A 13,690-nucleotide genomic window follows, 5' to 3' on the forward strand; every position below is an offset into this window, starting at 1 on the left:
TGAAAAGTTAATTGGATGAATACACATAAATGAAGGAGATTGCTTTGCAGAATGAGAGGTGAAGGCTTTGGATCAACCGATTCGCATGAAGAGTAATGGACAAATAACAGTATCGCTCAACTCCCATAAGAGAAAGTCATTAACAAAAGAGCTTCCTGTTCCTCAAGTTGTTCCAAAGGTTATTCCCCCGGAGCACGCCGCTTTAAAAGAAATCGAAGACGAGCTCGGGGCATTAGTAGGTATGGAAGAAATGAAACGAATGATAAAAGAAATTTATGCTTGGATATTCGTGAATAAAAAACGGGAAGAAGTGGGTATGAAGGCAAAAAAGCAAGCCCTTCATATGATGTTTAAAGGCAATCCGGGGACAGGGAAAACGACCGTTGCCAGATTAATTGGCAAGCTCTTCTTAAAAATGAACGTACTATCTAAGGGGCACTTAATTGAGGCAGAACGAGCCGACCTTGTGGGAGAATATATCGGTCATACCGCTCAAAAAACACGGGACTTAATTAAGAAAGCACAGGGTGGAATACTATTCATTGATGAAGCCTATTCATTAGGCCGCGGCGGGGAAAAGGATTTCGGAAAAGAAGCGATTGATACGCTAGTCAAGCATATGGAAGACAAACAGCATGAATTTATCCTCATTTTGGCAGGGTATTCCCGGGAGATGGATTATTTCTTAACCTTAAATCCAGGGCTGCACTCCCGTTTTCCTTTAGTCATAGATTTTCCGAATTATACAATTGATCAATTGATGGAAATTTCTGCCCGGATGCTTGATGAACGAGAATATAGTTTGAGTCATGGTGCAGAGAAAAAACTAAAGGATCATTTAATTTGGGTGAAATCCGTGCTCAATCCCAATAGCTTTTCGAATGGCCGATATGTTCGTAATATAATTGAAAAATCCATTCGCGCTCAAGCTATGCGGCTTTTGTTGCAGAATAGCTTCGACAAACATGAATTAATGACACTAAGGAGTAATGATTTAGTTTTCGAAGAAGATTCTTGAACTACTCACCACTTAACACCCCTTACGGGTCTTTTGAAGTGGGAGATTCCTAAGTACAGAAGCCTATCGGCTTCTAATTGATTAGGCTAACCCCGTAGTCCCTACGGTTAAGATGCGTATTGCTTCATCTCTAAGGTTCTGTCCTGCGTTAATATCTCTATCGTGATGTGCTCCACAAGAAGGGCAATCCCACTCACGAAGGTTAAGATTCTTAACGTCTTTATTTTGGTAGCCACAATACGAACACAACTGAGAACTAGCAAATGTTTTAGACACAGCAACGACTTGTTTGCCGAACCATTTTGACTTGTACTCAAGCATTGTATGAAATTGTGACCAAGATACTTCACTGATGGCTTTTGCTAACCTGTGATTTTTTATCATATTGGACACCTGCAAGTCTTCAATACCAATTACATCGTGGCTTTTGATGATTTTAGTAGAGATTTTTTGCAAGTAGTCTGTTCTTGCATTTGTGATTTTCTCATGGATTCGAGCTACTTTCCGTTTTTGCTTTTGGAAGTTTTTCGCATCATCCAATTTACATTTTCGTTTCAAAGCGAGCTGCTGTCTTCGGGAAAGAACACGCTGGGCATCAGCTAGTTTCTTATCCGATGCACGAAGCCATTTAGGATTACCAAATACTTCACCATTTGAAAGAATGGCAAAGTTTTTTAATCCTAAGTCAACACCAACGGAAGAGCCTGTTTTGTCTACAGGATGAGCCTCCACTGCTGCAAGAATGGATACAAAGTATTTTCCACTTGGATTCCGTCTAATAGTAGCATTTAAAATACGACCATCCACTTCACGGCTTTTAGCAAAACGAACAAGTCCAAGTTTTGGCAATTTAATTTTGTTGCCTGAAATGTCAATGTTTCCGTTCGTTTCTTTTGTTGTGTAAGACTGCACTCTATTCTTTTTAGATTTGAAGCGAGGGGATTTGTTTTGCTTTTTGAAGAATCGTGTATACGAATCAGCAAGGTTTTTCAGTGAGGATTGGAGAGCTATGCTATCAACTTCTTTTAACCATAGTAATTCCTTTTTCAACTGTGTTAATTCAGCAGAACAGGAATTGTAGGTTAATCCTCTTCCGGTCGCTTTATATTTATCATTCCACTGTCCCAAAAAGCGATTGAATACGAAACGACAACATCCGATTGTTTTAGCAATAAGGATTTCCTGTTGTTCTGTTGGATAGATACGGAACTTATATGCTTTGTTGATTAACATTGTTTTCACCTCACCTTCAAGGAGAATGTTTGTTCTTATTATACCATATTGAGGAAAATTTTTGCTACCGCAAACCGACATTCATTTCCCCCTTATCGTTGGGCTGCGCCCTTCACACGATTGAAGAGGGAGTTTTCTGTGGGGAATGATAAAAGAAATCGGCGGACATTTATGCCGCCGATTTCTTTTAATGCGCTCCGAGTCTTCTAGCAGGAAGTTTCCAACTGAATGTATAGGAAAGTACTCTTAGTGCAGTAATAAGTGCAAAAAGCGTGTACAACTCCCACGGACTTGACGCTATTTTTAATCCAATGATAAGACCAGCAAGAATAGCCCAAACTGCATAAATTTCCGCTCGTAATACAATCGGTTTTCTGCCAGCTAGTAAATCGCGAATAATGCCTCCGCCAATTCCCGTTAAGACAGCCGCCACAATGACTGCGCTAATCGGACGGTCCATATTCGCTGCGTAAATAGCACCCTGAATCGCAAATGCAGACAAGCCAATGGCATCGAAGAAATTCCCCCATCTTTGCCAATGACGTAACAAATTTGTTGGAAACAAAAATACTGCAGTGATCGATAGTAAGGCAAATTGGAAGAACAACCCCTGTTCCCATAAAGCAGAGACGGGGACCCCAATTAAAAGATTTCGTATGGCACCACCGCCAAAAGCGGTGACAATCCCTAAAATATAAACACCTAATATATCATACTCTTCTTCCATCGCGACAATGGCACCACTAACGGCAAAAGCAATTGTACCAATAATACTTAAGACATCCCATGTCATTTTGTTCGGTTTCTCCTCTATGTGAAATACATTTATTTTAATATTTTCAGCAAACAATATGATTTTAACATGGAGGTGTAATTAATCAACAAATATTTTTCAAAAATTAGGGTAAAATCATCTTTTTTGGTATGATGAGGAAAGGGAAATTTTATGAAAGCAGGTGTTGGTATGGAACAAGAAGTAAGCTTAGAAAAAGCAATCTTAGTTGGCTGCCAAACGCAAACATTGGATGATAGCAGGTTCCAATATTCTATGGAAGAGCTTGCTTCCTTAACCGAAACAGCTAAGGGTAAAGTTCTGATGACAGTTGTTCAAAAACGTGAGCGTATTCACTCAGCGTTATATATAGGAAAAGGGAAAGTAGAAGAACTTAAGGCTCTTGTAGATGAGATTGAGGCAGACTTAGTCATTTTTAACGATGAACTATCCCCTAGCCAAAAACGAAATCTTTCTTCTGAGTTAAATGCTCGTATTATCGACCGGACTCAGCTGATCTTAGATATATTTGCACAAAGAGCAAGGTCCAAAGAGGGTAAACTACAGGTTGAACTAGCACAGCTCCATTATTTACTGCCTCGTCTTGCTGGTCAAGGTACTGCCTTATCAAGGTTAGGGGCAGGTATTGGGACAAGAGGGCCTGGGGAAACAAAGCTCGAATCAGACCGCCGTCATATTCGTCGGAGAATCGATGAAATTAAGGGGCAGCTTGCTATAATTGTGCAGCACCGAGAGCGTTACCGAGAAAGAAGGAAGAAAAACAAAACCTTCCAAATTGCGATTGTTGGCTATACAAATGCCGGCAAATCAACACTCTTTAACCGACTGTCTGAAGCAGACTCGTTTGAGGAAAATCAACTTTTCGCTACATTGGATCCAATGACACGAAAGTTAATTTTACCAAGTGGGTTCCAAACATTAATTACAGATACCGTTGGATTCATTCAAGACCTTCCAACTGCACTGATTGCTGCTTTTCGTTCGACGCTTGAAGAGGTTAAGGAAGCAGACCTCCTTTTGCATGTTGTCGATATGTCAAATGCAGACTATTTCCAACATGAAAAAACAGTGAATAAGCTGCTTGCAGACTTGGAAGTTAAAGACATACCACAAATTACTGTCTATAATAAAAGGGATATTAAACATCCGGACTTTGTACCAACGACAAGCACTCCTCTCATATTTATCAGTGCCTATGATAAAGAGGACCGCAATGAACTAAAAAGAAAAATTGAAAAAGTTATTATTGAAATGATGGATCAATATCAAGTGAGTATACCTTCAACGGAGGGGAAACTGCTTGCACAATTAAAGAATGAGACGATCGTAAGAGAACTAATCTTTGATGAAGAAAAAGAGCTTTATCAATGCAGAGGATTTTCTCTTCCAGATCAACAAATTTCAGGGCAATTACAGAAATACAAAACGAGAATGGAGTAACAGCATGTTTCAAATGTTAAAAAATGGGGAAAAGCTTCAACATATTGTAAAGGATATTGAAAAACAAATTGCATACGTACATAAAGAAATAGACGAGAGGATTGAAACCAATCAATTTCGCGTATTGAGGAGTTACCAAAAGCACAGGGTGAGTGATTCACATTTTATGCCATCCACTGGGTATGGATATGATGATATCGGCAGGGATACTTTGGAGTTAATTTATGCCGATGTTTTTGGTGCGGAAGCAGGACTAGTAAGACCGCAAATTATTTCAGGAACTCATGCAATATCTATTGCTTTATTTGGTATCCTGCGTCCTGGAGATGAACTTCTCTATATGACTGGAAAACCATATGACACCCTGGAAGAAATTGTAGGGATCCGCGGTAATGGAGTGGGCTCTCTAAAGGAGTTTGGCATATCTTACGATAGTGTGGAACTGACAGAAGAAGGAACGATAAATTGGGGTCTTGTAGCTGAAAAAATCAAACCCAATACAAAAATGATAGGAATACAGCGTTCAAAAGGTTATGCAACAAGACCATCATTTACTGTCTCCGAGATCAAAGAGATGATATCTTTTGTAAAAGAAATTAAAGAGGATGTCGTGGTATTTGTAGATAACTGTTATGGGGAATTCGTCGAAGATTTAGAGCCCTGCCATGTAGGTGCCGATTTAATGGCAGGCTCGCTGATTAAAAACCCTGGTGGGGGAATTGCTAAAACGGGTGGATATATTGTAGGAAAGAAACAATATGTTGAAGCTTGTTCGTATCGAATGACCTCTCCGGGTATTGGAGCAGAGGCGGGAGCTTCCTTATACAGTCTTCAAGAAATGTATCAAGGATTCTTTTTGGCGCCGCATGTAGTGGGACAGGCGTTAAAAGGTGCTGTTTTTACAGCTGCACTTCTTGAAAAACTAGGAATGAATTCATCCCCTAAGTGGAATTCTGATAGAACTGATTTAATTCAATCTGTTCAATTTAATGATAAGGATAAAATGATTGCTTTCTGCCAAGCGATACAATTTGCTTCACCGATCAATTCGCATGTGACGGCCTATCCAGCCTACATGCCGGGTTACGAGGATGATGTGATTATGGCAGCTGGAACATTTATTCAGGGTGCGAGTATTGAGCTGACAGCTGATGGACCAATTCGGCCTCCTTACGTTGCCTATGTTCAAGGAGGGCTTACTTATTCTCATGTAAAAATGGCGGTTTGTATTGCTGTTGATTCTTTAATTGAAAAAGATTTGATTGAATTAAACTAAAGGATTATACAAAGGATAACTTCATAAAGTTGTCCTTTTATTTTTTTGCAAAAAACCATGTTAGAAAACCTAACATAGGATTGACATCTTTTCTAACACGAAATATAATAACAATATAAATTAGCAAAAGGAGAGGAGAAATTAAATGAGTGGAAAGGAAATACGCCGCTCAATGCCACTATTCCCAATCGGAACGGTCATGCAGCTAACAGAATTAACTGCTAGACAAATCCGATACTATGAAGAGCATCAATTGATTTCTCCAGCAAGAACTGATGGGAATAGAAGACTATTTAGTTTAAACGATATTGATAGTCTATTAGAAATTAAGGATTTAATTGATCAAGGAGTGAATATGGCTGGTATAAAACAGCTTTTCCTTGTCAAACAGCAACAAGTGAATGTGCTTCAGCAACAGGCTGAAAAAGCCAAACAAGATTTGACGGATGAACAGCTGCGAAATCTTCTTAGACATGAATTACAGCAAGCTGGCAGATTTAATCGTTCGTCTTTAAGGCAAGGGGATATGTCACGATTTTTCCATTAAAAAACTATTTTGGGGGTAATAAGAATGGCAAAGTTTACAAGAGAAGATATTAAGCGGTTGGCACAAGAAGAAAATGTTAAATTTATTCGTTTACAATTCACTGATATTTTAGGAACCATTAAAAATGTTGAAATTCCGGTTAGTCAATTAGAAAAAGCTTTGGATAATAAAATGATGTTTGACGGATCTTCAATCGAAGGATTTGTACGTATTGAAGAATCTGATATGTACTTATATCCAGATTTGAATACATGGGTTGTATTCCCTTGGACAGCTGAAAAAGGAAAAGTTGCTCGTTTAATCTGTGATATCTATACGGCTGAAGGAAATCCATTTGATGGTGATCCACGTAATAACTTAAGAAGAGTATTGAAAGAGATGGAAGAACTTGGATTCACAGATTTTAACTTAGGGCCTGAGCCAGAATTCTTCTTATTTAAATTAGATGAAAAAGGTGAGCCAACACTAGAGTTGAACGACCAAGGCGGATATTTCGATTTAGCTCCAACAGATTTAGGAGAAAACTGCCGTCGCGATATCGTACTAGAACTAGAGGAAATGGGCTTTGAAATTGAAGCTTCTCACCACGAAGTAGCACCAGGTCAACATGAAATTGACTTTAAATATGCAGATGCTTTAACAGCATGTGACCAAATTCAAACATTCAAACTAGTGGTTAAAACAATTGCTCGTAAACACGGTTTGCATGCAACGTTCATGCCAAAACCATTATACGGAGTGAATGGATCTGGAATGCACATGAACCTTTCATTATTTTCAAATGGCAAAAATGCATTCTACGAGCCAACTGGTGACCTTGAAATGAGCGATACTGCTCGTCAATTTATCGCAGGTATCCTAAAGCACGCTCCTAGCTTTACAGCTGTAACAAACCCAACTGTAAACTCATATAAGCGTCTAGTTCCTGGTTACGAAGCACCTTGCTACGTTGCATGGTCTGCTAGAAACCGTTCACCGTTAATTCGTATTCCTGCTTCCCGTGGTTTAAGTACTCGTGTAGAAGTAAGAAGCGTTGACCCAGCTGCAAACCCATATCTAGCAATGGCTGTTCTATTAAAAGCTGGTTTAGATGGTATTAAAAATAAAATGACTCCTCCAGCTCCAGTTGACCGTAACATCTATGTAATGAGCAAAGAGGAAAGAATCGAAGAAGGAATCATCGATCTTCCTGCAACACTAGCTCAAGCTTTAGATCAATTGAAGTCTGATGAAGTAATCGTATCTGGATTAGGAGAACACATCTTTGAACACTTTATCGAAGCAAAAGAGATTGAGTGGGATATGTTCCGCACGGTTGTACACCCTTGGGAACGCGACCAATACATGAGCATGTATTAATATTAAGTAACCCAGTATTGACTTGAGTCATACTGGGTTATTTTCGTTACTATTAGTTTGTAGCTTGCCATTAATGTTGAAAATAGTAAGTGCATCCGCATCCAGGATGGTTCATGATGACCGAATGCGAGGGTGAAACGAAAAAGTGGTAACCATAGAGCGTTCATGGTTACCTAATTCTAAAGAAAAACGAAAGAGTGGTAACCATAGAGCGTTCATGATTACCGAAATCAGAAGAAAAGCGAAAGAGTGGTAACCATAGAGCGTTCATGATTACCGAAATCAGAAGAAAAGCGAAAGAGTGGTAACCATGGAGCGCTCATGATTACCGAAATCAGAAGAAAAGCGAAAGAGTGGTAACCATAGAGCGTTCATGATTACCGAAATCAGAAGAAAAACGATAGAGTGGTAACCATGGACGCTCATAATGACCGTACCTGGTTGGAAAAAGGAGTAGTTAAAAAGAACTTGCAGCAAAATTAAAAGACCCAATATGGATATAATCCATACTGGGTTATTTTTGTTTCTTTTATTTTTCATTTTTTTCATTTAGTAACTTAAATTTGGTGAGAATAATATCACTGCTAATCCCTACAAGTACCGATACTAAAATATTCTCAACTAATGAATTTGGAGTTGTGTAAATCACCACGAGGAGACAAGCAACTAAGCACAGAAGTATTTCTTCTAAAAAACCTAGATAAATAAACTTCTTTGTTTTACGAGGCATGATGATTTTGCCATGCTTTCGAACATGACTGATAATTCCTACTGATCCACCAATAACCATTGAGAAAATAATGTCCTTCAACACTGTTTTCACCCTCCTTAAGCCTGGATTTTTTGACCTAAGGTTAACTCATGGTGTAATACCATTATACTAATAGTGGAAACTAAACAGAATGAGTAAATATTCATATTTTTGAATATATTTCCAAAAATAAACAAAAAAAGAGCAGATTTCAAACATCTGCTCTTATAATTTTAATGAATATGACGATAAACTCCAATTACTTTTCCTAGTATGGATACATTTCTTAAAATAATAGGATCCATTGTTGAGTTCTCTGGTTGTAAACGAATGAAATCTTTTTCTTTAAAGAATCGCTTACAAGTGGCCTCATCTTCATCTGTCATTGCAACGACGATATCACCATTATTCGCACTTTGCTGCTGTCTTACAATCACGTAATCTCCATCAAGAATTCCGGCTTCTATCATACTCTCACCCATGATTTCTAGCATAAATACTTGCTCATCGGCAGGTGCTAGACTTTCAGGCAGTGGAAAATACTCTTCAACGTTTTCAATGGCGGTTATTGGCAGACCAGCAGTTACTTTACCGACAATAGGTACATTGACGACATTGTTTCTTGGGATATTCAGAGTTTCATCTGCTTCTAATATTTCGATTGCTCTCGGTTTTGTCGGATCTCTTCTAATTAGTCCCTTGCTCTCCAAACGTGCTAAGTGACCATGGACAGTAGAACTAGATGCAAGCCCAACCGCTTCTCCGATTTCTCGTACGGATGGCGGATAACCTTTTTTCTTTACTTCCCCTTTAATAAAATCAAGGATATCCTGCTGTCGCTTAGATATTTTTGTCATTTTAGATACACCTCGCCCTATTTAATAATTAAATTTATTATAGCATGTTCGTGTTTTTTATACAAACATAAGTTCGAATTGTTGTTGACAACAAACAAATGTTCGGTTTATAATAAAAACAAATAAACGAACATATATTCTGAATAGGGGTTTTATTATGAAAAAAATATGGGAAAAATACTCTTATGCAATATTATTAATTATCTTAAGCTGTTCACTGGCATTTATTTTATCTTTACGTTTCAATTCTAACGTGGAAGAAAAGTTTGTAACAATTACGGTTTCTGAAGGCGATTCACTTTGGAAAATCTCTGATCAATATTCGGATCAGCATTCTTACTCCAATAATGAATTTATTAGCTGGGTTAAGCAAAACAACAATATCGAAGGGGATAGGATTTATCCTGGGGAAGAAATCACAATCCCTGTAAACCTTGAAGTTGGATCTCTAACCGAATACGCCAGCGCTGCTGGGGAGTAAAGTCAGATGGTGAATGCAGTCATCTATTGTCGGGTAAGTACAAATAAAGATACCCAGGAAACATCATTAAAGCGCCAAGAAGAGGAACTAATAAAGCTAGCTAATCAATATCATTTCAATGTGCTATTCATTATTAGAGAGCAAGCAAGTGGATATGACCTAGATAGAGATGGAATGCTGCAATTATTAGATTTGTTGAAAGAAAAAACGGTACAAGCAGTGTTAATCCAAGATGAAACGAGGCTAGGGCGAGGAAATGCTAAGATTGCTCTCTTGCATTTTATTATGAAAGAGGGCGTTAAGCTATATAGTATCTCTCATAATGGAGAACTGCAGTTATCTGAGAGTGATTCCATGGTACTGAAAATAGTTGGTATGGTTGAAGAATATCAGCGTAAGCTACATAATATCAAAATCAAGCGCGGAATGAAAAGAGCTGTTGCTCATGGTTATATGCCAGAGAAAAATCTTAAAAATCTCGAATCGAATTCGGGACGGGATAAAATAGAAGTTCCTATTGAAGAAATAGTCCGTCTTAGAAAAAACAAATTAACTTTTTCAGAGATTGCTGCTACTTTAAGGGGTTTTGGATACAATATTTCAAAAGCAACTGTTCACAGACGCTATCAAGAATCTCAACAATCTATCGAATCAGAAGAGCGGTAGACCATTTGCCTTGTCAGATGGTCTATTTTTTAGTAAAATCAGTCTTTAGGTAATTACTGTGATAAAGCTTATTGTTGTCACTCTATTAATCGATGATGAAATCAACAGACAGGTTTATCCACAGCCCAAGTGAAAGGAGGGTTCTTCATGCTCTCGAAAGAAAAAATGGCAAGAATCAATGAGTTAGCTAGAAAAGCCAAAGCAACAGGTTTAACAGAAGCAGAGGCGAAGGAACAATCAAAATTAAGAAGCGAGTATTTGACAACTTTCCGCAGTTCTATGCTGGATACATTAACAAATACCAAAATTATCGATCCAGAGGGAAATGACGTAACACCTGAAAAGATAAAATCTAGAAAAAAATATAATCTTCATTAATTTGGGAAACATTTTGTTTTCCCTTTTACATATTACAGCCTCTAGAGTGTGAAAATAAGAAAATGAAAGTAATTTAATTTGTTTAGTACTCAAATTAATTGTTGAATTTATACCGAGAGAACTATAATATTATAGTTGTTATTATTTTTTTATCCCAGTGGATCAGGAGTGATTTAATTAATGTTTAATACTATTGATGATTTGTCAGTAACCTCTATTCGTACGCTTTCTATTGATATGATTGAAAAAGCAAATTCAGGGCATCCTGGAATGCCAATGGGTGCTGCACCTATGACCTATACGCTATGGACACGTTTCATGAACCATAATCCAAAAAATCCAGAGTGGTTTAACCGTGACCGGTTTGTATTATCTGCAGGGCATGGATCTGCGTTATTATACAGCATGCTTCATTTGTCAGGTTATAAGCTAACAATGGATGATTTAAAACAATTCCGCCAATGGGGAAGTAAAACTCCAGGACACCCAGAGTATGGTCATACTGATGGGGTAGAAGCAACAACTGGTCCACTTGGACAGGGAATTGCAATGGCTGTCGGAATGGCAATGGCAGAACGTCATACAGCTAGTGTTTACAATAAAGAAAATTATGAACTAGTGAACCATTTTACATATAGTATTTGTGGTGACGGAGATTTAATGGAGGGTGTTTCAGCAGAGGCTGCTTCGCTTGCTGGACATTTAAAACTTGGACGTTTAGTGGTTTTATACGATTCCAATGATATTTCACTTGATGGTGATTTAAATAAATCCTTCTCTGAAAGTGTAAAAGATCGTTTCACCTCTTACGGCTGGCAATATGTTCGCGTAGAAGATGGCAATAATCTTGAAGAAATTGCTAAAGCGCTAGAAGAAGCTAGAAATGATCTTGATCGCCCAACGATGATTGAAGTAAGAACAGTTATTGGCTATGGTTCTCCTAACCGCGCTGGAACTTCAGGTGTACATGGTTCTCCACTTGGAGCGGATGAGTTAAAACTTACAAAAGAAGCTTATAAATGGACATTTGATGAAGATTTCCATGTGCCTAATGATGTATACGAGAATTTCCAAAACCTTATTGTTGAAAATGGTGTAAAAAAGGAAAAAGAATGGAATGACCTTTTTGCACAATATAAAAATGAATATCCTGAATTAGCAAATCAATTAGAAAGTGTTCTGAAAAATGAATTACCTGAAGGCTGGGATAAAGATATTCCTGTTTATAGCGAAGGCAAAAGTTTAGCAAGCCGTGCATCATCAGGTGAAGCCTTAAATGGTATTGCAAAGAACTTGCCAATCTTCATTGGCGGCTCTGCTGACCTAGCTGGTTCCAATAAAACCATGATCAAAGGAACCGGGGATTATGCTCCAGGCAACTATGAAAACCGTAATATCTGGTTTGGTGTACGTGAATTTGCAATGGGTGCAGCGATGAATGGGATTGCCTTACATGGCGGAGTAAAAATCTTTGGTGGAACATTCTTTGTTTTCTCTGATTACCTGCGTCCTGCTATCCGACTTGCTGCTTTGATGGGCTTGCCAGTAACGTATGTATTTACTCATGACAGTATCGCTGTTGGAGAAGATGGACCTACTCATGAGCCGGTTGAACAACTTGCAGCTCTACGTGCAATGCCTGGCCTTTCCATTATCCGTCCAGCAGATGGTAATGAGACAGCTGCTGCATGGAAGTTAGCGGTTGAGTCAACAAACAAACCAACTGCTTTAGTGTTAACACGTCAAGATTTACCAACACTTAAAGATACAGATAAAAATGCATACGAAGGAGTTTCAAAAGGTGCCTATGTTGTATCACCTTCTGAAAGAGAAACTCCAGATGCACTATTACTAGCAACTGGTTCAGAGGTTAGTTTAGCGGTTGAAGCACAGCAAGCATTAGCTGGTGAGGGTATTCATGTTTCAGTTGTAAGCATGCCATCATGGGATCGCTTTGAACAGCAATCACAGGAATACAAAAACTCTGTTCTTCCAAAGAATGTGAAAAAACGTCTTGGAATTGAAGTTGGTACTTCATTTGGATGGCACAAATATACAGGTGATGAAGGAGACGTCCTAGCAATTGATACATTTGGGGCTTCTGCACCTGGTGAGAAAATTATGGAAGAATACGGTTTTAGTGTAAGCAATGTTGTTGCACGTGTTAAAGCACTTCTTCAATAATAAATAGATGATTTCAAAGGGAGCGACGTAATGTCGTTCTCTTTTTTTGCATCTCTACTATATATATATATGAACATTAGATGAATGATTTGAAATATTCGTGACATTCCAAATATTAGTTAGATATAATAAAATTTGGAAGAATCCTATGGATTCGACAATAATAGTGATTTTTTTTGGCGGTATAAGACAAATGTTTTGATAGTGATTATTTATAATTGATAGAAAGGGTATTCAACGAAGGAGAGATCGTGGTGAGGAATTATCAGCTTTATCTAATAGAAGATGAATTTGCCGCCCATTACTTCGGAAGAGAGCGTATGTTTTTTAAGCTTTTTCAGGAACATCATAAAGCAGACGGTGAACTGAAATTTATAACAAATAAGCAGATTACTTATATAACAAAGTCATTAGAGGTTTTGAAAATACATCAGTTAATTCAAAAACAACTTGGAAAAAAGAAGGGTTTTCTGGCTGAACATGGTACATACTCCATTGAATTAAGTGGAAAACTAAGTACAGCGAAATTAAGAGTCTTCCAAGATTTAATAACAATTGAGGCTTCTGGCAGTTATGAAGCCGAAACGATTTTCTTTGAAGTGCTTAGAAAATGTGAAACATCGTTTATGGCTTTAGATCTTGATCATCAGCGGTTTGGTTGGTTAAAGCCTATTAAAGAAAGAAAATATGTCTAATCTTTTAAAAGA

At 38.0% G+C, this 13,690-nt stretch carries 14 protein-coding genes; 10 read left to right on the forward strand and 4 right to left on the reverse strand.

What is annotated here, in order from left to right; genetic code table 11:
• The first annotated feature begins 67 nt into the window (after positions 1 to 67).
• Positions 68 to 1,018, forward strand: coding sequence for a stage V sporulation protein K (gene spoVK / locus QNH48_RS10275; protein WP_283954800.1), 951 nt, complete (start codon positions 68 to 70; stop codon positions 1,016 to 1,018).
• 81 nt (positions 1,019 to 1,099) lie between these two features.
• Here spoVK and tnpB read toward each other — a convergent pair whose 3' ends face one another.
• Positions 1,100 to 2,251, reverse strand: coding sequence for an IS200/IS605 family element RNA-guided endonuclease TnpB (tnpB, locus tag QNH48_RS10280; RefSeq protein WP_283955735.1), 1,152 nt, complete (start codon positions 2,249 to 2,251; stop codon positions 1,100 to 1,102).
• Positions 2,252 to 2,438: 187 nt separating this feature from the next.
• A complete protein-coding gene (locus QNH48_RS10285) occupies positions 2,439 to 3,044 on the reverse strand; it encodes a trimeric intracellular cation channel family protein (RefSeq protein WP_283954801.1) in 606 nt (201 codons plus the stop codon).
• 171 nt (positions 3,045 to 3,215) lie between these two features.
• Here QNH48_RS10285 and hflX point away from each other — a divergent pair, with 171 nt between their 5' ends.
• The 4 genes from hflX (at position 3,216) to glnA (ending at position 7,666) form a co-directional block, all read left to right on the forward strand.
• On the forward strand, positions 3,216 to 4,484 hold the full coding sequence (hflX, locus tag QNH48_RS10290; RefSeq protein WP_283955736.1) for a GTPase HflX: 1,269 nt from the start codon (positions 3,216 to 3,218) through the stop codon (positions 4,482 to 4,484).
• A 4-nt stretch (positions 4,485 to 4,488) separates the two neighbouring features.
• Positions 4,489 to 5,760, forward strand: coding sequence for a methionine gamma-lyase family protein (locus tag QNH48_RS10295; protein WP_283954802.1), 1,272 nt, complete (start codon positions 4,489 to 4,491; stop codon positions 5,758 to 5,760).
• A 145-nt stretch (positions 5,761 to 5,905) separates the two neighbouring features.
• Positions 5,906 to 6,307 (forward strand): MerR family transcriptional regulator, encoded by a 402-nt coding sequence (locus QNH48_RS10300; protein ID WP_095251708.1) that lies wholly within the window; start codon positions 5,906 to 5,908, stop codon positions 6,305 to 6,307.
• 24 nt (positions 6,308 to 6,331) lie between these two features.
• Positions 6,332 to 7,666 carry a type I glutamate--ammonia ligase gene (glnA, locus tag QNH48_RS10305; protein ID WP_283954803.1) on the forward strand — a complete coding sequence of 445 codons (1,335 nt, stop codon included), beginning with the start codon at positions 6,332 to 6,334 and terminating at the stop codon, positions 7,664 to 7,666.
• A 529-nt stretch (positions 7,667 to 8,195) separates the two neighbouring features.
• On the opposite strand, the gene QNH48_RS10310 is transcribed toward glnA, so the two are convergent.
• Entirely contained in the window at positions 8,196 to 8,480 is a 285-nt protein-coding gene (locus QNH48_RS10310) for a DUF4257 domain-containing protein (RefSeq protein WP_095251706.1), read from the reverse strand.
• Positions 8,481 to 8,650: 170 nt separating this feature from the next.
• Positions 8,651 to 9,274 (reverse strand): transcriptional repressor LexA, encoded by a 624-nt coding sequence (gene lexA, locus QNH48_RS10315; RefSeq protein WP_095251705.1) that lies wholly within the window; start codon positions 9,272 to 9,274, stop codon positions 8,651 to 8,653.
• 157 nt (positions 9,275 to 9,431) lie between these two features.
• Here lexA and yneA point away from each other — a divergent pair, with 157 nt between their 5' ends.
• From yneA to sirA, 5 genes are all read left to right on the forward strand, one after another.
• Positions 9,432 to 9,755 (forward strand): cell division suppressor protein YneA, encoded by a 324-nt coding sequence (yneA, locus tag QNH48_RS10320; RefSeq protein WP_283954804.1) that lies wholly within the window; start codon positions 9,432 to 9,434, stop codon positions 9,753 to 9,755.
• 9 nt (positions 9,756 to 9,764) lie between these two features.
• Positions 9,765 to 10,421, forward strand: coding sequence for a YneB family resolvase-like protein (locus QNH48_RS10325; RefSeq protein ID WP_283955737.1), 657 nt, complete (start codon positions 9,765 to 9,767; stop codon positions 10,419 to 10,421).
• Positions 10,422 to 10,568: 147 nt separating this feature from the next.
• Positions 10,569 to 10,799, forward strand: coding sequence for a DUF896 domain-containing protein (locus QNH48_RS10330; RefSeq protein WP_283954805.1), 231 nt, complete (start codon positions 10,569 to 10,571; stop codon positions 10,797 to 10,799).
• A gap of 180 nt (positions 10,800 to 10,979) precedes the next feature.
• Positions 10,980 to 12,983: a transketolase gene (gene tkt / locus QNH48_RS10335; protein ID WP_283954806.1), complete on the forward strand. Its 2,004-nt coding sequence runs from the start codon at positions 10,980 to 10,982 to the stop codon at positions 12,981 to 12,983.
• Between the two features lie 254 nt (positions 12,984 to 13,237).
• Positions 13,238 to 13,678, forward strand: coding sequence for a sporulation inhibitor of replication protein SirA (sirA, locus tag QNH48_RS10340; RefSeq protein ID WP_283954807.1), 441 nt, complete (start codon positions 13,238 to 13,240; stop codon positions 13,676 to 13,678).
• Positions 13,679 to 13,690 lie beyond the last annotated feature (12 nt).

This window comes from Neobacillus sp. YX16 (assembly GCF_030123505.1).
Classification (GTDB): domain Bacteria; phylum Bacillota; class Bacilli; order Bacillales; family Cytobacillaceae; genus Neobacillus.